The sequence below is a fragment of the Novosphingobium sp. genome (assembly GCF_020852455.1).
Taxonomy (GTDB): Bacteria; Pseudomonadota; Alphaproteobacteria; order Sphingomonadales; family Sphingomonadaceae; genus Novosphingobium.
This window is the reverse complement of record NZ_JADZAT010000027.1, coordinates 1-24400: the sequence shown is the minus strand read 5'-3', so window position 1 is coordinate 24400 and position 24400 is coordinate 1. Positions and strand designations below refer to the sequence as shown.

Sequence of the window (24400 nt, the reverse complement as noted above, 5' to 3'; positions counted from 1 at the left end):
CTGCGGCGATGAAACGCAGGATCGTTCTCTTGACCCTGGCCGCCATGGGCGGCGCCGCTGCGGCCTGGGCGGCAGGACAGGGCGGTGCGCAGGTCCGCGCTGCACCCGCACCGGCGGCCCCGGTGGCAACGATCCAGCCGGTCGCGCCGCCTCCGGCCGCCGCGAATGCCTATCCGTTCTACATGCCAATGCAGGGGCTGCGCCGCCCGGCGGAGCGCCTGTTCGTCAAGTGCGATGCCTCGCGCGCGGCGGGGCGCGAGGTGTGGCAGGGCCGCGATGGCGCTTCGCTGGGCGGGCGGGCCGAAGGCGGGTTCGAGATCGTCTATGAGGCGAAGGACCGGTCCGGCAACCCCTGCGTCTATCCGTTCTACCCGTGGGTGCCGCAGATCGCCGGATCGGCGCACACCGCGCAGTACATCTTGCGCTCCTCGATTCCGGGTCAGCGGGTGGCCTTCCGCAGCGGCGACCAGTGGGCGACGGTGACTCTGCGACTGCTGGGAATTGCCAACCAGCGGGTTCACTTCGAAATGTCGGACATCGAGCTCGACTTTCCGAACGCGATCCAGCCCAAGGGCGCGGTCCATCTGGAGGCATTCGAAGGCGCGCCGCCGGGACTGTTCACTGCGGTGATCCGCCGTTCGAAGATCTTCGGCGGCAAGAATGCGCTGTTCGTGCCCGGCGGGCAGACCATGCTCTATGTCGAAGACAGCGAATTTACCGGCAATGTCGGCACCAATGTCGATCAGGAACACGCGACCTACATCAACGGCATCCTGGTCTCGCACCTGCGCAATTCGGTCTGGCGGGGCCAGCGCGGCTGGGCCGATCAGGCCAGCGGGCACCAGCTGAAGGACAAGGCGTACCTTCGGATCTACGAGAACGTCACGGTGGCCAACACGCCCAACGGCGCGCCGCCATCGGCAATGCCGCCGCTCGATATCTCCTCGTTCGGCTTCACCTGGTCCAATGGCCTTAACATCAAGCGGCTGATGCCGGCCCAGGCGGTGCGCGATACGCTGGTCGATCTGCGGGCAGAGATCATGTACGGCCAGCCCGGGCTCTATCCCTGGAACCTGATGGTCGATCCGCGCTGGCGCATGCCGGCCGCGCCGCTCACCGCGCTCGATCAGGTCTATCTCTCGGTGTTCTTCAACACCTCGGTCGATAGCTACCGGACCGAACCCTACGTCTTCGCACTGCGCCCGCAGGGCACCAATTTCGAACCCGGCGGCACAGTGGTCGAAGGCGGCGATCGGACTACCCGCGCCCAGCAGCGCATGGTTTCGCTGGCGTTCAACACCAGGGGGCGCTTTGCCCGGGTCTATTCGAAGGAAGGCTGGACCTTCACCGATCCGCAATTGCCCGCCGGATCGCAGTGGGTGGCCGATCGCGACGCGTTCATCCGCCACGCGCTGGGCCTGATCGGCCGCTAGCTGGAAGGAAGTGGTGGGCGCGACAGGGATTGAACCTGTGACCCCACCCGTGTGAAGGGTGTGCTCTACCGCTGAGCTACGCGCCCACTTCCCGGTCAAAGGCCGCAAGGGCCATTCGACGAAGCGAAGCGCGCCCTTAGAGCGCTCGCCGCGAATTGACAAGCGGGCAAAGCGTCCTAGAGGCGCAATTCATGAGCGAAGAAACCAAATCCGGCGCAGACGTGCCGCCCGATCGTATTGCAATCAGCCCGCGCAGCGAGTTCTTTGACCAGGACAAGCTGATGCGCGGCATCGGCATCCGTTTCAAGGGCGTGGTGCGCACCAACATCGAGGAATATTGCATTTCCGAAGGCTGGGTGCGGGTTCAGGCCGGCAAGACCATGGATCGCCATGGCCAGCCGCTGACCATCAAGCTCAACGGTCCGGTCGAAGCCTGGTACGAAGACCTGGGCGAAGACGCGCCGGTAGCGAAGGCCTGAGTTTCCAATTCCTCTCCGTTCCTGGCGAATGCCACAAGCGGGTAAGGAATGGGCTGCTTACCAGCGCATTTTCCGGGCGATGATATCGCCGATCGGATCCTTGCCCGGTTTGGTGGGCTTGCTGGCCTTGGCCGCTTTCGAACCCTTGGGCGCTTCGGGCCAGTCGGGCAGCGACTGGCGGGTCGGCTGTTCGTTCTTCTTCGGCTTCTTGGGATAGATGAAGCCCTGCACCGGCCAGTGCGAGCCGCCCAGCGCCTGGATCGGGGCGTACCAGACGCGGACCGCGCTCCAGTCGTTGGCTTCCGACACGTCGATCACCTTGACGTTGTCCTCGATCTGGCCGCGGCGGCCGTTGATCGGGCTCCAGTTGGCATGGCGGATCAGGATCGTGCGCGAATCGAGGATCTTGCTGACCGCGGCGACATGGCCCAAGCGCGAGTTGCCATGGGGCTTCAGCGCCATGACTGCGCCGACCTTGGGCGCAAAGCCCCGTGAATAGCGGCCTTCGGCCTGGTCCCACCAGGTCCAGGCGTCGCCGCGAATCTGGATCCCGGTCAGCTGGCGGGCATAGGGCACGCACTGCAGGTAGGGCGGCAGGGATTCCGCCCCGCCGCCCGTGACTGCACTGTCATCACCGAGTACCACGCGGGCATCGAGCGGGCTTATTGCCAGCCCCAGTCCGGCACTCGCCACCAGGAGGATCCGCTTCATCATGGTGGCGGAAACTAGGGTTAGATGGTTAGGGCGAAGCTGCGCGGTTTGGTAAACGCGCCGTCAACCTTTGCCGTTCGCCTTGCAAAACGGTTCGGCCCGGCGCACATGCGCGCAAATGGCGCTTCCTCCCAAACTCCCGACGGTCATCATTATCGGTCGTCCCAATGTCGGCAAATCGACATTGTGGAACCGGCTGGTGGGCAAAAGGCTGGCGCTGGTCGATGACCAGCCCGGGGTGACGCGCGACCGCCGGTTTGGTGAAGCGCACCTCTTGGGGCTGGATTTCACCGTGGTCGATACCGCCGGGTGGGAGGACGAGGATTCCACCAGCCTGCCGGGCCGGATGCGCCAACAGACCGAGGCCTCGCTGGTCGGTGCCGATGTCGCGCTGTTCGTGATCGATTCGCGGGCCGGGGTGACCCCGCTGGACGAAGAGATCGGCCGCTATCTGCACGAAAGCTCGGTCCCGGTGGTGCTGGTGGCCAACAAGGCCGAAGGCCGGGCCGGCGATGCCGGCGTCTATGAAAGCTTCGCGCTGGGCTTTGGCGAGCCGGTGCCGTTTTCGGCCGAGCACGGCGAAGGCACCGCCGACCTGTTCGAAGCGCTGCTGCCATATCTTGAAGGCAAGCAGGACGACGAAGAATTCGAGCCGTTCGATCCCGAAGACGAGGAAGCGCTCAACAAGGCGCCGCTCAAGCTGGCGATCGTCGGGCGGCCCAATGCCGGCAAGAGCACGCTGATCAACGCCTTCCTCAAGGAAGATCGCCTGCTGACCGGGCCCGAAGCCGGGATCACCCGGGATTCGATCGCGATCGACTGGCAGTGGACCGATCCCGACAGCGGTGAGGAACGCCCGGTCCGGCTGATCGACACCGCCGGGATGCGCAAGAAGGCGCAGGTTACCGACAAGCTGGAAAAGCTGGCCGTGGCCGATGCCCGCCATGCGATCGATTTTGCCGAAGTGGTGGTCCTGCTGCTCGACGCGACACGCGGACTGGAGCATCAGGACCTCAAGATCGCCTCGATGGTGCTGGAAGAGGGCCGCGCGCTGATCATCGCGATCAACAAGTGGGACGTGGCCGGCAAGGATGCCGCCGAAGACGCTTCCAGCCTGTTCAACGGGATCAAGGGCGCGCTTGACGAAGGGTTGAGCCAGGTTCGGGGCTTGCCCGTCCTCACGGTTTCGGCGCGGACCGGCAAGGGGCTCGACACGCTGATCAAGGTTGGCTTCGAGATCCGCGCCGCCTGGTCAAAGCGGGTGCCGACCGCCTTGCTCAACCGCTGGTTCGACGAGGTGCTGGAAAAGAACCCGCCGCCCGCACCGGGCGGCAAGCGGATCAAGCTGCGTTACATCACCCAGGCCAAGACCCGCCCGCCGGGCTTTGTGCTGTTCGGGACCCGGCTTGATGACCTGCCGGCCAGTTATCAGCGCTATCTGATCAACGGCATTCGCCGCGATCTGGGCTTTGATGCGGTGCCGGTGCGGCTGACGCTGCGCAGCCCCAAGAACCCGTTCAAGCGCTGATCCTGTAGAACGAAAAAGGGGCGCAGCCTGCGCTGCGCCCCTTTTGTTGTGCCGATCGAACCAGCGATCAGAATTCGAGCCGGATCCCGGCGACGAACCCGTGGCTGGTCACATCGTTGCGATAGGTACCCTGGTAGGCAATGAACAGCCCGCCTTCGTCATCCGAAACCCAGTTGAGCCCGGCATCGACGTCGATCTCGTTCTTGCCCGCGCCGCGGCCGTTGACGATGAAGCCGGTCCCGGCAACATCAACGAACTGGGCCGAAATCGCGGTTGACGGGGCGGTGCCGATCAGGGTGCGATAGGTGCCCTTGACATAGGGGCGCCAGGTGCCGGTGTTGCGGGCAATGGTCGCCCCGGCGATCAGGTCGGTACGGTCAGCCTTGATCTTGCCAACGATCAGGTTGGCAGCCCCGGCACCGGTTTCGGTGAACCCGTTGATCGAACCGCGATTGACTTCAACCCCGGCGAAGGGACGGAACGCGATCCCGCCCGCATCGACATTGGCGCCCAGGGTGCCGCGTGCGGTCAGCAGGTGGCTCTTGGTGCTGGCCAGCGCGCTGACGCTGGCGGTGCCGACTGTGATGGCCTTGGTCGATTTGAGCGAGCCGAACTGGTAGTCAACGATCACGCTGGCAACCAGCGGACCCATCGAATACTGGCCATAGGCACCGATCTGATAGGCGCTGTCGTTGCCGTTCATCGAACCCGGCGCGTACTTCAGCGAACCGCGCGCATAGCCTGCGGCGGCGCCGATTACATAGCTGGGACCGCTGAAGTCATAACCGCCAGCCGCATTCCAGCCGGTGACCTTGGTCTTGTCGGTGCCGGTAACCGGGCCGCTCAGCGCGCCCATGCCGAAGTTGAACCACCAGCCCTTCTGCGCGTGATCGCTGTTGTGATCGAACATCCGCAGCGAAACCTGCCGCTGGAACAGGCTGGCATGATCGCGCATCGAATTGGCATAGGCCAGATAGGGCGCCGGGCTGACCGTATCGAAGAAGGTCCGGGCCTGGGCGACGGTCAGCACGTCAACCGCGCCGACCAATGCCGCGACATTGCTGGTCAGGTGGGTATCGGCATAGGGAACCATCGGCTGGAAGGCCGTGGCGATCGCCAGCTGGTTGGCGGTCGATGTCGTGCCAATCCCGGCGGCATAGGTGGTGGTGCGCTGAACCTGCAGCTGGTAGGCCTGCTGGCTGCCAGTCAGATTGACGATCCCCACCGGGACAAAGGTGATGAAGGTCAGCTGGTTGCCGGTGATCGTGCTGAAGCTGCCGGTCACGCCGGTATCGCCCACAACAATGTTGTAGAGCGAATTGGTGGGATAATAGCCGCTGCTAACCGACAGCGCGAGCGTGCCGGCCAGAGTTGCGGTGCCCGAGGTGTGCAACTGGCTGAAGGTGGTCCCGGCGATCGGGCCGGCCGAACCCGGGACACGAATGCCGATGCCCAGCTTGCCGCCGGCAGCCTGGGTGAAGTTGCCGTTCACGTCGAGCCGGCCGATCGTGGTTGCGCTGCCCAGGTTCAGGACGTTGTTGTTGGTGAAGCTGGTGCCGGCCGCAGTGAACGAGCCGACCACCGAAAGACCGTTCAGCGTCATGGTGCCGTTGTTGGTGACCACGGTGGAATCGCCGGTGTTGATCAGCCCGGTAAAGGTTCCGCCCGTCTGGTTGGTGATGTTCACCGTACCGCCGGCGGGCTGCTGGACCACATTGCCGGTAAATTTGCCCGCATTGTTGAAGTTGAAATTGCCGCTGGCCGAAACATTGCCGGCAAAGCCGAACGCGGTGTTGAGATTGGTGAAGGTGCTGACGTCAGCACCCAGGCTGGGGCCGAACACCACATTGCCGGTCACTGCGGCGGGCGCAGAGGCATTGTTGATGAAAGTGCCGCCACGTGCAAACCGGGCGACGTTGACGCCGGCGGCTGCGGTCAGGGTGCCATTGTTGGTCAGCGTCGAATAATCGCCCAGCACCACGCCTTCGGACCCGGCGGTGCCGCCGCCCTGGGTAAGCGTTGCCCCTGCGGCGTTGGTGACCGAGCTGTTGGCCCCGACGGTCAGCGCAGCACTGCCCGCCGCGCCATTGAAGGTTCCCGAGTTGGTGGTGGTCGAATTGTCGCCCACGACAACCGGACCCGTCACGGTGCCGCCGCTCTGCGCGTTGAGCGTAACGCCGCTGGCGGTGTTGACATAGGGGCCGGAAGTGCCGGTGCAGGTCACCACCAGACCGACCGCGGTGCAGGTGGCCGAAGCGGGCGAGGCTGCGGCAGCCAGGCCGATGGCCAGACCGAGCGCCAGAGGACGCGCCGCGATAGTGATCTTGCGGGATTGGAAGATGTTCGAATTCGACATGTGTGGGGGCCCTTTTTGCTCCGGCTCTGATCCGGTTGCGGGCCTTAATCGCAGATGAATAATGGCGGTGCAATCAGCCTCTGCGAAATACCAGTACCCTTTGTTCGGTCAGGCTTCGCCACAGCCATTCGAGCGGTCCCTGATGGAATCGCGCGAGCCACGGCTGGCTCCACGCCAGCATCACCGTCCAGCCCAGCAAAACGAACGGGATCTGCCCGGCATGACCGACCGTGCCGACCAGACCCAGCCCCCAGCCATAGAAGATCGCGCACATGATCAGGCTGGATAGAATATAGTTGCTGAAGGCCATCCGACCGGCAGCCTCAAGCCGGTTTCCCAGCCAGCTATCGAGCAGCCGCGGTGCGATCAGAACCAGTGCGGCCAGATAGCCCATTGCTACCAGCAGGTGCGGGATCGCCGACCAGTAGACGACGAAGGCGAACATGCTTGGTGCCGGGAAGCCAAGCTGCCAGACATACCAGACCATCAGCACGGTGATCAGTGTACCCAGCCCGATACCCCAACCGGCAAGCTGGATCAGGCGCCGCTTCGGCCAGGCGCCAGCGAAGAAGCCGGTGCGGTAGAGCACCATGCCGATCAGCATCAGCGGCACGGTTTCGCCCAGCGAATTGAGCGCGATTTCAAACGGAGAGAATGGCGCGCCGGTCAGCTTTTCGATCACCTGATCGGGCCAGCCCATGCGGTAGTTGCCAAGGTCGGTTGCCGCATTGCGGGCATATTGGGCCAGACTGTCATGGTGGGCCGTCAACTGCTTGGCGCTGGCGGTGCCGTCGCGCACCGCAGCATCGAGCGCGATGTCCGGCCAGGTTGTTGCCATGCCGACCAGATGCCACAGCACGAAGAATGCCACCGCTGCCACCGCCAGGCGGGTGTTCTCCATCTCGCGCAGGGCCAGCGCAAGCAGGCCCAGCAGGGCATAGATCAGCAGGATATCGCCCCACCACAGCAGCGCGTAATGCAGGTAGCCGAACAGCGCGAGCAGCCCCAGCCGCCGGATCTGCAACGCCTGACCATCGCGTCCCTGGGCCTCGGCGCGCTCGATGAACAGCAGCATCGAGGCGCCGAACAGCAGGGTGAACAGCGCGCGCATCTTGCCTTCGAACAGCACCAGGCTGGCGGCAAAGGCGCGTTCGTCGGCCAGGCTGCCCGCCACCGGCAGGTGCGGGGTCAGCGGCGATACCTCGGTGCCGGCGAAGCCCGGCATGTTGACCACCAGGATCCCCAGCACCGCGATCCCGCGAACCAGGTCCAGCGTACGGATCCGATCAGGCGTTTGCTGGGTCAGTTGGGTACCGCCACGCAGGTAAAGCCCGCCGCCTTCAGCTTGGTACAGGCGGCCTGGGCGGCGGCCTGGCTATAGCCGCCGGCCTGCAGCTTGGTCACCGCTCCGGACTTTACGTTCAGCCGCTGGTGCCCGGCCACTTCGGGTCGGCTCTTGATCCGCGCCCACAGGGCATCGGCATTGGCGGCGACGCCAAAGGCGCCCAGCTGGATGCGCCAGGTGCCCCCGGCGGCGACCGCCGGCGGGGCCGGTGCGGGTCGCGGCGACGGGGCTGGCGGCGGCACGATCACACCCGGAGGCGGGTTCTTGTGGACCACCACCGGACGCGGAGCCGGGGGCGGTGCCGGAGTGGCAACTGCCACGTTCGGGCCTTTGACTGGACTGACCGGGGGCGGGCTGGGCACCTGATTGCCCAGATCGACCGCAGCCAGCTGGCGGGCACGCGTCGCGTCCGCCTGGCTGGCCAGCTCGCCGGCCAGCTGCACCCCTTGCTGGCGCTGGTCATAGGGAATGTGTTCGTTCATCTGGGTCAGCGCATTGGTTGCCTGCGGCAGCCCCTGCTGCTGCGCCAGCGTGGTCAGCGCATAGGCCCGGACCCAATCCTTGGGCACAAGCTCGCCGTTGAAGTGCATGATCCCCAGCAGGTACTGCGCGCGCGGATCGCCGCGATCGGCGGCGGCGCGGATATAGGGCAGCCCGCGCGCCTTGTCGCCGCGCTGGAACAGCAGCAGGCCATAGTTGTCGGCGGCCTGTAGATGGCCAAGCGCGGCGGCCTGGCCAAACAGCTGCTCGGCCTTGATCAGGTCCTGCTTTACGCCCTTGCCCAGCTTGTAGGCCTGACCCAGATTGAACACCGCATCGGCATCACCCTTGGGGGCCTGGGCCTCCCATTCCCTGACCGCGGCAGCATAGTCACCGCGCGTCCAGGCATCGACTCCCGCCTTGGTATCGGCACTTGCCGGGGCAGAGAGAATCACTCCCGAACCAAGCATAAGCGCGGCAATCAAGCTTTTGTGCTGCATCGAAAATTTCCTGTTCGCCAGGCTGTCCGGTTAAGCCCGGCAGCGCAACCGCGCCCGCCCTGGTCCCACCGGCAGCGACCTTCATTGGTAAACTGACATAGTAAATGGAAGTTTAGCAAAGGATTTATGCACTTGGAATGAACCCGGGGCAGGCCCCCCCGCTGCCCGCGTTAACTCAAAATTAGGAACGATCTGCGATCCCCCACGGCAAGTCGAATTGGGTTAGCTGCATTTTCTTAGGGGGAATTGCTTTGCGCGTATTGGCATTGGCATCACAGAAGGGCGGATCGGGCAAGACGACCTTGTCCGGGCACCTGGCCGTGCAGGCTCAGCGCGCCGGCGCAGGGCCGGTTGTGCTGATTGACATCGATCCGCAGGGATCGCTGGCCGATTGGTGGAACGAACGCGAGGATGAATTCCCCGCTTTCGCCCAGACCACGGTTGCGCGGCTGGCTTCGGATCTTGCGGTACTGCGCCAGCAGGGCTTCCGCCTGGCTGTCATCGATACGCCGCCGGCGATCACCATGGCGATCCAGTCGGTCATCGCGGTGGCCGAACTGATTGTCGTGCCGACCCGCCCCAGCCCGCATGACCTGCGCGCCGTGGGCGCCACGGTTGACCTGTGCGAACGCGCCGGCAAGCCGCTGATCTTTGTGGTCAACGCCGCCACCCCCAAGGCCAAGATCACTTCGGAAGCCGCCGTTGCCCTTTCGCAGCATGGCACTGTTGCGCCGATCACGCTGCACCACCGCACCGATTTCGCGGCTTCGATGATCGATGGCCGCACGGTGATGGAAGTCGATCCCAACGGCCGCAGCGCTGCCGAAGTGACCGCACTGTGGAACTACATTTCCGATCGGCTGGAAAAGAACTTCCGCCGCACCGTCTTTGCTGCGCCGACCAGCGTTTCCTCGATCCAGGGCGTGCATCGCCCGGCTGGCGGCTTCGGTCGCCGCGTCGCGGGCTCGTAAGGGAGCACCGGGGCATGGCCGATCCCAAACCCTTCGCCTCGCTGAGCCCGACCCTGCTGGCGCGCAAGGGCGGCGCCAAGCCCGCGATGCGTTCGCAGGCGAGTGCGGTGATGGTCAGCCACGAGGATCTCGGCTGGAACGACATGGGGCACGATCACCCGGCGCATGAAGCCGAAGTGGTTCCCATCAACGCGGAATCGCGCGTCGAAGCGCATGTTCCCGCAGTGGTCCGCCAGCAGCGCGCAATCGCTGACAAGGTGGCCCAGGATCGCCGCTCGGCGCTGGCCGATGGCCGCCGCGCGGCTTTCACGCTGCGGGTCGATGCCGAACGCCACCTCAAGCTGCGGCTGGCCTGCACGGTAAAGGGTCGCAGCGCCCAGCAACTGGTTACCCAGGCGCTCGACGAGCTGCTCGACAGCCTGCCCGATGTCGCCGAACTGGCCGCCCACGTGGCCAAGCGTCGCAAGTAAAGTTTTGAGAGGAAGGGAGTTTTCCCCATGAATAGCAACCGCATCCGTCGTTCGGTCCTGCCAATCGGTGTTGCCGGGGCGATCGCCGTGGCCATGGCCGCAAGCGTTGGCTTCAGCACTGGCGCTGTCGCCAAGAACACGCCCGACAAGACTGCCGCCGAAGCCCAGAAGGCCTTGGTCAAGGGTGATGCGGAAAAGGCGATCGGTCTGGCCGAAGCTGTGGTTGCGGCCAATCCGCGCGAAGCGGGCTATCGTGCGCTGCTGGCCCAGGCCTATCTGCGCGCCGGCCGCTTCGATAGTGCGGTGACCACCTTCAACGATGCGATGAAGCTGGGCGACAATTCGACCAAGACCGCGCTGTCGCTGTCGCTGGCCTATATCGGTGCGGGCCGCGGCCAGGAAGCCGTGGGCATCCTCAATGACTGGCGCGATGCCATCCCGGCTTCGGACCTGGGCCTGGCCTATGCGCTGGCCGGTGAAACAGGGCGCGGTGTCGCGATCCTGACCGACGCGCTGCGCGCTGGCGACAAGTCGCCCAAGCTGCGCCAGAACCTGGCCTATGCTTTTGCGCTGGACGGGCGCTGGCGCGAAGCCCGGCTGATGGCCGCGCAGGATGTGCCGGCCGATCAGCTTGATAGCCGCCTGTCGGGCTGGGCCGCGCAGGCCAAGCCGGAAGATTCGAAGCTGCGTGTCGCCAGCCTGCTCAAGGCGCCGATGCGGGCCGATGCGGGCCAGCCCGCCGCTCTGGCGCTCAGTGCCAATGGCGATCAGGTCCAGCTGGCTGCTGAAACCGGCGCAGCACGCAATCCGGCTCCGGGCGGCGAACTGCCGGCCACCGGCGAAAATGCTGCCTCACTGGCCCAGTATCGCCCGGTCGATGCTCCCGCCGTGGCCCAGGCCGAACAGACGCCCGAGGCGTTCTCGCAGCAATTCAATTCCGGCGAAGTGGTTCAGCCGCTGCCCGCGGCGCCTGACAGCGCGCCGGTTGCCAAGGCCAAGCCGCGCCCGGTGCGCGTCGCGGCGGCGGTGGTTCCGGCCAAGCCCAAGGCGGTTGCCCATCGCCCCGGTCTGCGTCCGCGTCATGTTGCGGCCCGCGTGGCTGGCAAGGGCTCGAGCCACGCCGTCCAGCTCGGCTCGTTCGCCAGCGAGCAGGGCGCTCGCCGCGCCTGGGGTTACTACGCCAAGAAGAACCCCGAACTGCGCAATTTCAAGATGGCGATCAGCCAGGCCACGGTGAAGGGCAAGCGCTATTGGCGCGTCGCCGCTGCCGGGCTTGATGGTCGCGGTGCCGGCGGGCTGTGCTCGGCGGTGAAGAACCGTGGCGGGGTGTGCTTCGCCTATTCGGTCAGCACGTCGCGCAATGCTCCGGCCTATGCCCGGGCAAAGGTCAAGGCCGCGCCGAAGCTGGCGTTCAAGCCCAAGGCCGCGCCCGCACCGGTTGCCAAGGCCCCGGCTGGCCCGGCCAACGCCCGCAAGAAATAACCGAACATAACCCGATAACGGGATCGCAGCCCCTCCCCATCGCGGGAGGGGTTTTGTGTTTCAGCCTACCGCTGCGCCGCCCTTGAACAGCGCGATGACGCGGCCTTCCACCCCCTGCTTGTCAAACGGGGTGTTACCGGCGGCGGCGGCCATCCTGTCCGAATCGACCACCCACGGCTTGGCCGGATCGATCAGCGCCAGATCCGCCTCAAGCCCGTGTTCAAGCCGGCCGGCCTGCACCCCCAGCAACCGGGCCGGGTTGGCAGCCAGCAGATCGAAGGCGCGGGGCAGGTCGATCACGCCATCGCGGACCAGACCCAGCGTCAGCGCCAGCAGCGTTTCGGCCCCGGCCATGCCCGGTTCGGCATCGGCAAAGGGCAGGCGCTTGTCTTCCGGCCCGCGCGGATCGTGGCCCGAGGCGACCACGTCGATCGTGCCATCGGCCAAGGCCGCCAGCACCGCCTGCCGGTCAGCCTCGCTGCGCAGCGGCGGGGACAGCCGGGTGAAGGTGCGGAAATCGCTGATCGCCGTGTCCGACAGCATGAAATGTGCCGGGGTTACCCCGGCAGTCACCCTGATCCCGCGCGCCTTGGCCGCGCGGACCAGGTCAAGCCCGGCTGCGGTGGTAACCTGGCGGAAGTGGATCCGCGCGCCGGTCAGTTCAGCCAGCGCCAGATCGCGCGCGATCGCCAGGGCCTCGGCGGCCGAAGGCGCAGAGGGCAGGCCCAGCCGGGTCGCCATTTCGCCGGCGGTGGCCACCGCCGATCCGGTCATCCCGCCGTCTTCGGCATGGGTGATCACCACCAGTCCCAGCATTGCGGCATAGGACAGCAAGCGGTGCATCGTGCCCGAATCGCCGATCCAGCGGCGCCCGGTGGCGACCGCGCGGGCCCCGGCATCGCGCATCAGCGCCAGTTCGGCGATTTCGGTGCCCGCCAGATCGCGGGTCGCGGCAGCCAGCGGGTGGACCCACAGGTCGGGCTTGCCCGATTGCGCGGCAAAGCGGACCGAGCTGGGCTTGTCGAGCACGACGCCCTGATCGGGCATCAGCGCGGCGCGGGTGATCCCGCCGAAATGGAAGGCCGGCTTGTCGATCGCGAAGACCCCCAGGTCGACCAGCCCGGGCGCGATCAGCGCGCCGCGGGCTTCGATCACCAGGTCATCCGGGCCGGCGATGGCCCCGCCGATTGCAGTGATCACGCCGCCTTCGCAGCGCAGCGATCCGGGGGCAGGAGGCCTGCCGGGCAGCACCAGCTGGCCGCCGGTGATGGTCAGGGGACGCGGCGCGCTCATTGCCAGCCCTCCACACCGCGGGTCCTTCGGGTCAGTACGTCAAGGCAGGCCATCCGGATCGCCACGCCCATTTCGACCTGGGTGGTAATCGCGCTGCGCCCGGCCAGGTCGGCCACATTGCTGTCGATTTCGACCCCGCGGTTCATCGGCCCCGGGTGCATCACCAGCGCATCACCGCGGGCCCTGGCCAGCCGGTCCAGCGTCAGACCGTAGAGATGGCGGTATTCGCGCGGAGAAGGGATGAACTGGCCGCTCATCCGCTCTTGCTGGAGGCGCAGCATCATCACCACATCGGCCCCGGCCAGCGCGGCGTCGAAATCGTGGAACGGGGTCACCTTCAGCGCCTCGATATCAGCGGGCATCAGCGCCGGCGGCGCGCAGACCCGCACGTCGGCGCCCAGCGTGGTCAGGCAGTGGATGTTCGATCGCGCCACCCGGCTGTGCAGGATATCGCCGCAGATCACCACGCGCAGCCCGGCGAACTCCGCGCCTTTGGCATGGCGGATGGTCAGCGCATCGAGCAGGCCCTGGGTGGGGTGTTCATGCTGGCCGTCCCCGGCGTTGAGCACCGGGCAATCGACCTTGTCGGCAATCAGCCGCACCGCACCCGAGCTCTGGTGGCGGATCACGATCGCATCGGCGTGCATCGCGTTCAGCGTCATCGCCGTGTCGATCAGCGTCTCGCCCTTTTTCACAGAGCTTTGCGCGGCGTGCATGTTGACCACATCGGCGCCCAGCCGCTTGCCCGCAATCTCGAAGCTCAGCAGCGTGCGCGTGCTGTTTTCGAAGAAGGCGTTGATGATCGTCAGCCCGGCCAGCCGGTCAACGCGCTTGTGCGGCTGGCGGTTCAGTTCGACCCATTGCTCGGCCTCGTCGAGCAGGAACAGGATCTCCCACGGGGCCAGTCCCGCCAGCCCGGTCAGGCTGCGGTGCGGAAAGGCGGCGGAGCCTGCCGGATAGCGGCCCGTCGCGTCATGGTTCGGCGATGTCATTGAAGACGGTGCCATAGCGAGGCGATGCGCAGTCCGCAAGGCGCAGTCGGCAGTTCATCGACCGAAGACTGGTCATTCGTGAAATGCCTGCCTATGTCGCTGGCAACACTTTCCAACGGGACACCCCAATGATTTTTGCCCGCAAGGTCTGGCACCTGCTTGTCGCGATCAAGGACGGCCTGGTGCTGCTGTTCATGCTGTTGTTCTTCATGCTGCTGTTCGGGGCACTGACCAGCCGGCCCAGCGCCGGGCAGGTCCGGGACGGCGCGCTGCTGATCCGGCTGAACGGCACGGTGGTGGAAGAACCGGCGAGCGCCGATCCGCTGACCTTGCTGGCGGGTTCCGCCCAGGTGCGCGAATACCGCGCCCGCGATGTTGTCCGGGCGATCCGGCTGGCGGCCAGCGATGACCGGATCAAGGCGGTGGTGCTTGACCTGTCGAGCTTTGCCGGCGGCGGGCTGGTCAACATCGAAGAAATCGGCGCCGCGATGGACGAGGTGCGCGCGGCGAAAAAGCCGGTGCTGACCTATGGGATTGCCTATCTGGACGATGGCGTGATGCTGGCCGCGCATGCCAGCGAAGCCTGGGTCCATCCGATGGGCGGGGCCGTGGTCGCCGGGCCGGGCGGCAGCCACACCTATTTCGCCGGGCTGCTGCAACGCTTCAAGGTCAACGTCCACGTCTTCAAGGTCGGGACCTACAAGGATTTCGTCGAACCCTACCTGCTCGACAAGGCCTCGGCCCCGTCGAAGGAAGCGCGCGGCGCGCTGCTGGGCGCGATCTTCGAGGAATGGCAGGCCAATGTCGCCAAGGCCCGTCCCAAGGCCCAGCTGGGGCTGGTGACGAAGGATCCCGAAGGCTGGCTCAAGGCGTCGAACGGGGATCTGGCGCAGGCTTCGCTCAAGGCCGGACTGGTTGACCGGCTGGGTGACGATGTTGAATTCGGCAATCGGGTGAAGGAACTGGCCGGGGCTGACGGATCGACCGACAAGCCGGGCAGCTATGCCCACACCGGCATGTCAGCCCTGCTGGCGGCGCATCCGCGCGACAGCGCTGGCAAGGCGGTTGCGGTGGTGACGGTCGCTGGAAACATCGTCGATGGCAAGGCCGGCCCCGGAACCGCCGGGGGAGACCGGATCGCGGCGCTGGTCGATGAAGCCAATGCCGATGATGCCGCCGCGCTGGTGCTGCGGATCGATTCGCCGGGCGGATCGGCGCTGGCCTCGGAACAGGTGCGCAAGGCGGTTGAACGGTTCAAGGCCAAGGGCCGGCCGGTGGCCATTTCGATGGCCAATGTCGCGGCCAGTGGCGGCTACTGGATATCGACCGGCGGCCAGCGGATTTTCGCCCAGCCGGGCACGGTTACCGGCTCGATCGGGATCTTCGCGATCGTGCCCTCGTTCGAACAGACCCTGGCGCAATACGGGGTTACTTCCGACGGGGTGCGCACCACTCCGCTGAGCGGCCAGCCCGACATCACCGGCGGCTTCACGCCCGAAGCCAAGGCGATGATGCAGGGGATGATCGAATCCGGTTACCGGCAGTTCATCGGTCTGGTTGGCAAGGCGCGCGGCAAAAGCGTTGAACAGGTCGATGCCATCGCCCAGGGCCGGGCCTGGGATGGCGGCACCGCGCGCCAGATCGGCCTGGTCGATCAGTTCGGAGGGCTGGACGATGCGCTGGCCTGGGCGGCGAAGCAGGCCAAGCTCGATAGCTGGCATGCCCAGTACTATGGCAAGGACGTCGATCCCTATGCCAGCCTGCTTGAGCGGCTGGGTGGCGGCGACGAGGAGGATGCCGGCACGGGCGGCGATATGTTCGCGCAAATGGCGCTGCGTCAGCAGGCCGCACAGCGCAATGCACTGGGCGCGCTGGCCCGGCTGGGGACGGTCCAGGGGGCGCAGGCGCTGTGCCTTGATTGCCCTGCGCCGGAGGCCGGATTGCCGCGTGATGCCGACCGTAACTGGCTGGTCCGGCTGGCAGGCGTGCTGGGGATCGGCTGAACCGCGCTTTCGCCGCTTGCCCTTTGCCCAAGGGGCCACTAAGGGCCACCGCTTGATTCAGGACTCTCGCGCGTGATGCGGGCGGGATTTCTGGAACTTCGCTGGGCTGCGGGCGTGGCGGAACTGGTAGACGCGCTGGATTTAGGTTCCAGTATCGCAAGATGTGGGGGTTCGAGTCCCTTCGCCCGCACCAGTCCCGTGCCGATGTCGCGGCGAACCGGAAAGATTCAAAGAAGGCTTCTTTTGTCATGCAGATTGTCGAGACCACCAACGAGGGTTTGAAGCGCGCCTACAGCGTGAAGATCGCGGCCAAGGACATTGCCGCGCGCATTGACGGCGAAGTGGCGAAGATCGCCCCGCAAGTGCGCATGCCCGGCTTCCGCCCCGGCAAGGTGCCCGCCAACCTGGTCAAGAAGATGCACGGCCCGGCACTCCATCAGGAAGCGCTCAACACCTCGGTGCAGGAAGCGGTGCAGAAGCTGCTGGGCGATAACCAGCTGCGTCCCGCAATGCAGCCGCAGATCGCGCTGGGCGACGGGTACGAGGAAGGCAAGGATGCCGAACTGACCGTTTCGCTCGAAGTGCTGCCCACCATCCCGGCTCCCTCGGTCGATGGCCTCAAGCTCGACAAGCTGGTCGTGCCGGTCAGCGATGCCGAAGTCGATGCCCAGGTGGCCAAGATCGCCGAAGGTTCGAAGAGCTTTGAAGATGCCAAGAAGGGCAAGAAGGCCGAAAACGGCGATCAGCTGATCATCGATTTCACCGGCAAGCTCGATGGCGTCGAATTCGATGGCGGCAAGGCCGAAGACGCCGCGCTCGAACTGGGTTCGGGCCGCTTCATCCCCGGCTTCGAAGAACAGCTGGTGGGCGTGAAGGCCGGTGATGAAAAGACCATCACGGTGACTTTCCCGGCTGACTATCCGGCCGAAAACCTCAAGGGCAAGGACGCCCAGTTCGACGTGGTCGTCAAGGCCGTGAAGGTGCCGGGCGAAACCAAGATCGATGACGATTTCGCCAAGAGCCTAGGGCTGACCGACCTTGAACAGCTCAAGGGTCTGCTGCGCGGCCAGCTTGAGCAGGAAACTGCCGGCCTCACCCGCACCCAGATGAAGCGCGCGCTGCTCGACGTGCTGGCCGCCGGCCACGATTTCGACGTACCGCCCAGCATGGTTGCCGCCGAATTCCAGCAGATCTGGGCCCAGCTCCAGCAGGAAGCCCAGCAGGAAGCCGATCCGGCTGCCGCGCTGAAGGAAATCGAGGACGAAAAGGGCGAATACGAAGCGATCGCCGTGCGCCGCGTGCGCCTGGGGCTGCTCCTGTCGGAAATCGGCCAGGCCAACGGCGTCGAAGTGTCCCAGCAGGAAATGAGCATGCTGGTCAGCCAGGCGGCCCAGCAGTACCGCCCGGAAGACCGCCAGCGGTTCGTTGAATACATCCAGCAGGATCCGCTGGCCGCCGCCCAGCTGCGCGCGCCGCTTTATGAAGACAAGGTGGTCGACTTCCTGTTCGACAAGGCCGAAGTCACCGAAAAGACCGTGACCCGCGAGGAACTGCAGGCCGCGATCGAAGCCGAAGAAGCCGCTCCGGCTCCGGCCAAGAAGGCTCCGGCGAAGAAGGCTGCAGCCAAGAAGGATGAGGCTGAAGCCAAGCCGGCCAAGGAAAAGGCTCCCAAGAAGGAAGCTGCGGCCAAGGAAGAAAAGACTGAAAAGAAGGCTCCCGCCAAGAAAGCAGCAGCCAAGAAGTAAGTCTTTCTGCACAAAAAACCGAAAGGCCCTGCGAGTAATCGCGGGGCCTTTTTCTTTGGAACATAAAAACGCTTGCCAGCAGCGCGGTATTGGGAGCAGGTATCCGCTTGAATCGACTGCCTTTGCGCGATTCCATGCAGGAGCGATCCCGTGGCTGATATTACCGGCACCCCCGATCCCGATACTCTAAATGGCACCCCGGGCGACGATATGATCGCCGGGCTGGGTGGCGATGACGTGATCTATGGTCGCGGCGGGAATGATACGATCGACGGCGGTGATGGCAACGATACCATCAATGTTGAGCTGGTCGATCTGCCGCTCGCGACAGTTTCGGTTCTGGGCGGAACCGGCAATGATACATTTCGCTATGGCCGTTTTTCCATTCTTGTTGGCGGAACGTACAATCCGGTCATCGGCGCTGATACGCTCACTATAGATCTGGGCAGCGGCAACGACCGGGCCACGGTTGGTCCGATCGCAAATCTGGCGCTGAACCTGGGCGATGGCGATGACTTCGCAACGGTGGACATCGCCACGCACAACACCGCGCTGACACTTGGCGCGGGACAGGACATGGTCTTTCTCCAGCGTACAGGTGTGCCTGGCGGAACTGCACCGATCGAGATTGTTGATTTTCAGGCGGGTGCAGGCGGCGATCAGCTCCGCATTGTGTACCAGGAGGATGGGCACCTGGTTGAACTGGCCAGCGCCAATCCCTTTGCGGAGGGCATCTTCTTGCTGGTGCAGCAGGGTGCAGACACCCTGGTGCGCTGGGATGCGGACGGAAGCGGGCCCGGCAGTGACGTGACGACGCTTGCAGTACTGCGCAATGTCAGCGCGGCCAGCCTTACGCCCGCCAATCTGGGCTTCCCGCTCGCCGGCGGCATCATTGATCCGATTGCCTTGACCGGTACCTCAACAACCGATTTCCTGTTCGGGCATGGTGCGGACGATACGCTGACCGGACTTGGGGGTAACGACATCCTGTGGGGCGGTCAGGGCGATGACCACCTGCTTGGCGGCGATGGCGATGATTCCCTGGACGGCGGGGGCGGGGATGATCTGCTCGAAGGCGGCGATGGACGTGACAGCCTGGTCAGTTACGCAGGCGGCAATGACACGCTGAACGGCGGCCTGGGCAATGATATTCTGACCGTCAGCCTGGCCAACCAATCGCCAGGGACGACGGTCCTGCTTGATGGCGGCGATGGCAACGACTTTATCCAATTTATCCGGTTTCTGACCCCGGGTGTGGATTCGGTGACGATGCTGGGCGGTGCCGGCAGTGACTACATCCATGTCCGGGGCGCGCTTTCCAGCGTGATCGAAGCAGGCGATGGCAACGACACGCTCTATCTTGATCTGAACAACGGGGTCGCCACGGCCAGCCTTGGTGCAGGCAACGATCAGCTGGTCCTGACAGCCAGTGCGATTGCGAACCTGAGCGAAACCGGAATGGTCACTGTCAGCGATTTCGAGGCAGGCAACCTCGCCGAGACGATCGATATCCGGGGAATGTTCTCATTCGCGATGCCCAATTTCGCGATGTGGCTTGAAGAGGCCACCCGCAACGGACATTTCCGGATCGTTCAGGACGGCGGCGACACCCTGTTCCAGATCGACCGGGATGGCGGTGCGGACAATTTCGTGTCGTTCCTGCGCCTGACCGGCGTTACCGCAAGCGCGATCCTGACCGATCAGATCATCGTCGACTCCTCGTATGTTTTCCCTCAGCCGGGGACTCTGGGCACCAGTGCGGCTGACAGCTATGTCGGCAATTCCGCCCACAACGTGTTCTACGCCGGTGATGGTGACGACATCATCCAAGGGCTTGACGGTTCCGATGTCCTTTCGGGCGAAGCTGGCAATGACACGATCGTGGGCGGATCGGGCAACGATTTCCTGTTCGGCGGTGCTGGCACCGACCTGCTTTACGGCGGAGACGATGCCGATACCTATTGGGTCGATAATCTTGGCGACCTGGTGTTCGAATTCGGTCCCGGCGGCGGCGATCTGGTCAATTCGACCAGCAGTTTCTATCTCTATGACAACATCGAAGTCCTGAACCTGGTTTTCGGAAGTACCGCCCTGTTTGGCGTTGGCAACCAGCTCGACAATCAGATCGTCGGCAACGAAAACGACAACCTGTTGCTGGGCGGTGCAGGGGCGGATTCGGTCCATGGCGAAACCGGCAACGATGTCCTGTTCGGCGAGGATGGCAACGACGTCCTCGAAGGCGGGCTGGGCATCGACTACCTGGCTGGCGGGTCAGGCGATGACGACATTCGCGGCAGCGAAGGGGCCGATGCGCTCTACGGCGAGGCTGGGGACGATTACCTGGTCGGGGGCGAAGACTTTGCCACCGACATCCTGGTCGGCGGTGACGGCGCCGATGTGCTTAACGGGCAATCGCTGCTTGGGGACTTCGACCTGATGAACGGCGGCGCAGGCGACGATGCCTATTGGGTCGATACGCCGGCAGACCTGACCTTCGAAGCGGCGGGCGAAGGTTGGGACATGGTGATCGCCGACATCGCGGGCGCCGGCTACTATCTCTATGCCAATGTTGAGGACCTGCAGTTGGCGGGCCAGACGCCATTCGGCGTTGGCAACGAACTGGACAACCGGATCTGGGGCAATCTCGGCGACAACTGGCTGCTTGGTGGTGGCGGCAACGACACGCTGGATGGCGCGGCAGGCAACGACGTGCTGTTCGGCGAAGGCGGTTCGGACACATTCGTCTTCACTGTGGGTAGCGGGGCCGATGTCATCGGCGATTTCGTTTCCGGCACCGACCGGATCGACGTTTCGGCCTATTCCACCAGTTTTGATGTCCTGCGCAATTCGTTCCACCAGAACGGCGTCGATGGCGCGATCGATCTGGGGGGGGGCAACCTGATCGTGCTGCAGGGCGTGACGCTCAGCAACTTGACGGCGGCGGATTTCGTTTTTGCTTCAGCCCTGTCGGCCCCGGCGATCCCGGCCAAGGGCTTCGCGGTAATGGAGGCGCCCGATCGAGCCGTGGCAGACACCCTGCCCGATCACGACTCTGGCAACGGCCTGTTGGGCTGGGGGCAGGCGTATGAACACGAGGGCTGGTTGCTCTGACCTGACTGGAATCCAAAGGCCCGGCACCTGTCACCAGGTGCCGGGCCTTTTCACGTCCCGCCTGCGACCCAGGACGGAGGGAGTTCCGTTCTAGCGGACCTTGCAGGTGCTGATGCCCAGCACCGAATAGAGCGGGCACATGCCGACCAGCCCGGTCAGCAGCGGCACCACGCCGATCCAGGTCCAAGGGGTGTATTGGCCGCGGAAGGCCAGCACCAGCAGCACCACACCCAGTGCCACGCGGGCCACCCGGTCGATCGTTCCTTCGTTCTTGGTCATTGGTAAGTCCCCTTGCATCTGACAGCGCAAGGATCGCACCGGTTAGCATCCGGCGTCTGTGACATAGTCACCAAGCGGCGAAATTATTCCTCGCAGTGACCCAGCGACCGCAGCCGGGCGGGATCGCGCAGGGCGATGTGACCGCGCGTCACCTCGATCATGCCGTCGCGGGCAAGCTGGGCAAGCTGGCGGCTGACCACTTCGCGGGCCGATCCGATCTCGGTCGCCAGTGCCTCGTGCGTGGCATCGACGATCCCGTCGCTTCCGGCCAGCCGCACCAGCGCGCGGGCCAGCCGTTCGGCGACGCTCGACAGCGCGACGTCCTCGACCAGTCGCTCAAGATCAGAGAACCGCGCGGCCACGGCGCTGAACAGCTGTTCGCGGAATGGCCCCTCGCTGCCGACCCGGCGGTGGAATTCACCCGGCGGGATCACTTCGATCTCCAGGTCGCTCTCGGCGACGCCTTCGGCCGAATAGGCGTTGCCGTTGACCAGGCAGCCGAAGGTCTGCAGGCAGACTTCGCCCGGGCGAACCCGGTAGAGCACGATCTCGCGTCCGTTCTCGGCGGTCAGCGAGACCTTGATCGTGCCCTTGTGGACCACCACGAAGCCCTGGCAGGCGGCCTCGGGCTGGAACAGCACCGTTCCGCGCGGGATCGCCAGTGCGCTCATTCCCCCCACCGCTTCAGGCCGGGCGCCCTGAGCGTGACGGTGCGCGCGCGTTCATAGGCTGCGCCCAGTTCGAGCACCAGCTTGTCGGTCCACTTGCCGCCGATGAACGACAGGCCGACCGGCAGCCCCTCGACATCGCCCATCGGCACGGTCAGGTGCGGATAGCCCGCGACCGCCGCCAGCGTTCCCGCACCGACCGAGATGAAATGGTCCCCGGTAACCAGGTCGATCGGCCAGGCCGGACCTTCGGTGGGGGCGATCAGCGCCACCACCTTGTTGTCGGCCAGCAGCTTGTCGATTCCCGCAGGCCCGGCCAGCCGCAGCGAATTGGCGCGGGCCTTTTCATAGGTGGCGCGATCGACCGGCTGGTCGGCCTTGATGAAGGTTTCCTGCCCGAACCAGCGCAGTTCCTCGTTGGCGTGGTCCTTGTTGAAGCGAATCACGTCGGCCAGCGATCGCACCGGCGGGTTCCCGGGCAAGGCGGTCAGATAGGCGTTCAGATCCTCGCGCAGTTCGAAATAGAGCACCACGCCTTCATCGCGGCCCAGTTCGGGCGGCATGTCATAGGCGATCGGCACCAGCACCGCGCCGGCTGCGGTCAGATCAGACAGCGCGCGGTCAAACACCCGGTTGACCCCGGGATGGCGCCCGCTCTGCTTTTGCAGCACGCCGATCCGCACGCCTTTCAGGCTGGAGAGCGCCAGCCCGGCGGTGAAGTCGGTACGGTATTTGTCAGCCTCGGCCGTGGCCTTGTCGGCGGGATCGCTGCCGGCCATCGCGCCCAGCAGTAGCGCGGCATCGGCCACGCTGGTCGCCATCGGTCCGGCGGTGTCCTGGCTGTGACTGATCGGCACCACGTAGGTCCGGCTGACCAGCCCGACGGTGGGCTTGAACCCGACGATCCCGTTGGCGCTGGCCGGGCAGGTGATCGAGCCATCGGTTTCGGTGCCGACCGCCGCCCAGGCCATGCCCGCCGCAATCGCTGCGCCGCTGCCTGAGCTCGACCCGCAGGGGTTGCGGTCGATCGCATGCGGGTTGCGGGTCTGCCCGCCCACGCCCGACCAGCCCGACGAACTGGCGTTGGAGCGGATGTTGGCCCATTCGCTGAGGTTGGTCTTGCCCAGCACCACCCCGCCATCGGCGCGGATCCGCGCCACCAGCGGCGCATCGCGGCCGGTCATGTTGTCCTTCAGCGCCAGGCTGCCTGCGGTGGTGGGCCACTCGCGGGTTTCGACGTTGTCCTTTACCAGCACCGTGCGCCCCTTGAGCCGCCCGGTCGAGGCGAGCCGCGCGGCTTCCTGGGGGGCCTGCGGGTTGGTGACGATCACAGCGTTGAGCTGCGGTCCGCCCGGCGCATCGTCGAGCCGGGCGATCACATCGAGATAGCGCAGCGCCGCCGCCGAGGCCGCGTTGGCGGCAGCGGCGGTCTGATCGACCACCGCCGCGGGCTTGGGCTTGGGCTTGGTCTTGCGCTCCTTGGCAAGGGCTGGCTGGGCAAAGGCAAGGCTGATTGTCAAGGCAAGCAGAACGCGGCGCATCACGGGGACTCCATCGGTTTGCGCCATGCTGAACAAGCGCGGTGGGCATTGCAACCGGGGAACGGGCAGCGTTAACCCCTGCCGGTCGAGGCGAAAATTTACTTCGCCATTTACAGTATCTTAGGCGATTAACGCCACAAGGGGTTCAAGGCGCTTCCCTACGCCTTCTCCCCTCTGGCCGGGCGGCCTGCATTCTCCCCGAATCCTCCTGCAACACCGCCCGGCCAGAAACGGGCTGTGGTCGTGTCCGGGTGCAAGGCTCCGGCAACCGGTACATCTTGGCGGCTGGCCTGGCCTTGGCCGATCGCGTAAAAGCGCTGGTATGAGGCATCTTTCTGCGCGTTTCGCAGCCGGTTTCGCTGGGGTCTGCGCCATTCTCTTGCTCGCCCTGTTCATGCCCGCCCCAGCGGCGGCGCAGACCTTTATCTGTGGCGGTGGGCCTGGTCCGGGCGAACGTCAGGTCGGAACCACCGGCGGCGGCAATGGCGTCGCGCCGATGCCGGTTTGTGTGCGTGACGGGTCTGGCCCGGGCGCCGCGCCGCGAGTGCAGATGCGGGCAATCGACAATTTCTATGCTGCGGCCTGGCACCAGAATTCCAGCGATGCCTGGATCGCCGCCGGTTTTCGCAGCAAGCAGCGGGCCGAAGCTGCCGCGATGGCTGCCTGCAACCGGGTGATGGGCAGTGGCTGCAGTCTGGCCACCAGCAATGTCAACGGATCGGTTGCAATCGCGCGCGGGGTGCTGGGCGGGCTCTATGCCAGCGATGACGCGAAGAAGTCGGGCGCGCAGCGCCGGGTTCTCGATTATTGCCGCCAGAAATCGGATGAGTGCATTCTGCTGAATACGGTTACCGCCAATCCTGGTCAGGCCCCGGCCAATGCTCGGGTTGGCGATACTTCGGAGATCTTTGCGCCGCAGGGCAACCCCATGCGGCTCCACGGCGCAATCGCCTGGATCGATGGCGCGCGCCTCAACGGGCGCCCCTGGCAGCCCGATGTCTGGTTGGCCGGTG

The 24400-nt window shown here is 65.3% G+C and carries 19 protein-coding genes and 2 tRNA genes; 11 read left to right on the top strand and 10 right to left on the bottom strand.

All coding sequences use genetic code 11. The features are described 5' to 3' along the window. Nucleotides 1–8 precede the first annotated feature (8 nt). Nucleotides 9–1433, top strand: coding sequence for a hypothetical protein (locus IT549_RS11530; protein ID WP_292973293.1), 1425 nt, complete (start codon nucleotides 9–11; stop codon nucleotides 1431–1433). A gap of 11 nt (nucleotides 1434–1444) precedes the next feature. On the opposite strand, the gene IT549_RS11525 is transcribed toward IT549_RS11530, so the two are convergent. After that, nucleotides 1445–1519 (bottom strand) — tRNA-Val (locus IT549_RS11525). A gap of 105 nt (nucleotides 1520–1624) precedes the next feature. Here IT549_RS11525 and IT549_RS11520 point away from each other — a divergent pair. Beyond that, entirely contained in the window at nucleotides 1625–1912 is a 288-nt protein-coding gene (locus IT549_RS11520) for a DUF3297 family protein (RefSeq protein WP_292973291.1), read from the top strand. Nucleotides 1913–1969: 57 nt separating this feature from the next. Here IT549_RS11520 and IT549_RS11515 read toward each other — a convergent pair whose 3' ends face one another. Beyond that, entirely contained in the window at nucleotides 1970–2623 is a 654-nt protein-coding gene (locus IT549_RS11515; RefSeq protein WP_292973289.1) for a CHAP domain-containing protein, read from the bottom strand. A 118-nt stretch (nucleotides 2624–2741) separates the two neighbouring features. Between IT549_RS11515 and der the strand changes: the two genes are divergently transcribed. Further along, nucleotides 2742–4151, top strand: coding sequence for a ribosome biogenesis GTPase Der (gene der / locus IT549_RS11510; protein ID WP_292973287.1), 1410 nt, complete (start codon nucleotides 2742–2744; stop codon nucleotides 4149–4151). Nucleotides 4152–4218: 67 nt separating this feature from the next. Here der and IT549_RS11505 read toward each other — a convergent pair whose 3' ends face one another. The 3 genes from IT549_RS11505 to IT549_RS11495 form a co-directional block, all read right to left on the bottom strand. Beyond that, nucleotides 4219–6507: an autotransporter outer membrane beta-barrel domain-containing protein gene (locus IT549_RS11505; protein ID WP_292973285.1), complete on the bottom strand. Its 2289-nt coding sequence runs from the start codon at nucleotides 6505–6507 to the stop codon at nucleotides 4219–4221. 73 nt (nucleotides 6508–6580) lie between these two features. Next, nucleotides 6581–7756: a DUF418 domain-containing protein gene (locus IT549_RS11500; RefSeq protein ID WP_292973283.1), complete on the bottom strand. Its 1176-nt coding sequence runs from the start codon at nucleotides 7754–7756 to the stop codon at nucleotides 6581–6583. 53 nt (nucleotides 7757–7809) lie between these two features. Continuing rightward, nucleotides 7810–8832, bottom strand: a complete 1023-nt coding sequence (locus IT549_RS11495; protein ID WP_292973281.1) for an SPOR domain-containing protein — start codon at nucleotides 8830–8832, stop codon at nucleotides 7810–7812. Nucleotides 8833–9083: 251 nt separating this feature from the next. Between IT549_RS11495 and IT549_RS11490 the strand changes: the two genes are divergently transcribed. Genes IT549_RS11490 through IT549_RS11480 form a run of 3 tightly spaced genes read left to right on the top strand, consistent with a single transcriptional unit; the run spans nucleotide 9084 to nucleotide 11755 of the window. Next, nucleotides 9084–9803, top strand: a complete 720-nt coding sequence (locus tag IT549_RS11490) for a ParA family protein (protein ID WP_292973279.1) — start codon at nucleotides 9084–9086, stop codon at nucleotides 9801–9803. A 14-nt stretch (nucleotides 9804–9817) separates the two neighbouring features. Continuing rightward, entirely contained in the window at nucleotides 9818–10273 is a 456-nt protein-coding gene (locus tag IT549_RS11485) for a hypothetical protein (protein WP_292973277.1), read from the top strand. 27 nt (nucleotides 10274–10300) lie between these two features. Beyond that, entirely contained in the window at nucleotides 10301–11755 is a 1455-nt protein-coding gene (locus IT549_RS11480) for a tetratricopeptide repeat protein (protein ID WP_292973275.1), read from the top strand. A 60-nt stretch (nucleotides 11756–11815) separates the two neighbouring features. Here IT549_RS11480 and IT549_RS11475 read toward each other — a convergent pair whose 3' ends face one another. Both IT549_RS11475 and IT549_RS11470 read right to left on the bottom strand, forming a co-directional pair. After that, on the bottom strand, nucleotides 11816–13048 hold the full coding sequence (locus tag IT549_RS11475) for a dihydroorotase (protein WP_292973273.1): 1233 nt from the start codon (nucleotides 13046–13048) through the stop codon (nucleotides 11816–11818). Next, complete coding sequence (locus tag IT549_RS11470) at nucleotides 13045–14040, bottom strand: aspartate carbamoyltransferase catalytic subunit (protein ID WP_292973271.1); 996 nt, start codon at nucleotides 14038–14040, stop codon at nucleotides 13045–13047. The genes IT549_RS11475 and IT549_RS11470 overlap by 4 nt, the downstream gene beginning before the upstream one ends. Before the next feature lie 128 nt (nucleotides 14041–14168). Here IT549_RS11470 and sppA point away from each other — a divergent pair, with 128 nt between their 5' ends. From sppA to IT549_RS11450, 4 genes are all read left to right on the top strand, one after another. Next, nucleotides 14169–16043: a signal peptide peptidase SppA gene (sppA, locus tag IT549_RS11465; RefSeq protein ID WP_292973269.1), complete on the top strand. Its 1875-nt coding sequence runs from the start codon at nucleotides 14169–14171 to the stop codon at nucleotides 16041–16043. 108 nt (nucleotides 16044–16151) lie between these two features. Then, nucleotides 16152–16236, top strand: a tRNA-Leu gene (locus IT549_RS11460). Nucleotides 16237–16291: 55 nt separating this feature from the next. Beyond that, on the top strand, nucleotides 16292–17788 hold the full coding sequence (gene tig, locus IT549_RS11455) for a trigger factor (protein WP_292973267.1): 1497 nt from the start codon (nucleotides 16292–16294) through the stop codon (nucleotides 17786–17788). A gap of 150 nt (nucleotides 17789–17938) precedes the next feature. Continuing rightward, nucleotides 17939–20899, top strand: a complete 2961-nt coding sequence (locus IT549_RS11450; RefSeq protein WP_292973265.1) for a hypothetical protein — start codon at nucleotides 17939–17941, stop codon at nucleotides 20897–20899. A 90-nt stretch (nucleotides 20900–20989) separates the two neighbouring features. Here the strand turns inward: IT549_RS11450 and IT549_RS11445 are convergent, their stop codons facing one another. From IT549_RS11445 to IT549_RS11435, 3 genes are all read right to left on the bottom strand, one after another. Further along, complete coding sequence (locus IT549_RS11445) at nucleotides 20990–21178, bottom strand: DUF2892 domain-containing protein (RefSeq protein ID WP_292973263.1); 189 nt, start codon at nucleotides 21176–21178, stop codon at nucleotides 20990–20992. A gap of 83 nt (nucleotides 21179–21261) precedes the next feature. After that, nucleotides 21262–21849, bottom strand: coding sequence for a Crp/Fnr family transcriptional regulator (locus IT549_RS11440; RefSeq protein ID WP_292973261.1), 588 nt, complete (start codon nucleotides 21847–21849; stop codon nucleotides 21262–21264). Further along, nucleotides 21846–23387: an amidase gene (locus tag IT549_RS11435; RefSeq protein WP_292973259.1), complete on the bottom strand. Its 1542-nt coding sequence runs from the start codon at nucleotides 23385–23387 to the stop codon at nucleotides 21846–21848. The genes IT549_RS11440 and IT549_RS11435 overlap by 4 nt, the downstream gene beginning before the upstream one ends. Before the next feature lie 394 nt (nucleotides 23388–23781). Between IT549_RS11435 and IT549_RS11430 the strand changes: the two genes are divergently transcribed. Further along, nucleotides 23782–24400, top strand: a 619-nt coding sequence (locus IT549_RS11430) for a DUF4189 domain-containing protein (protein ID WP_292973257.1), incomplete at its 3' end; no start/stop codon positions are given.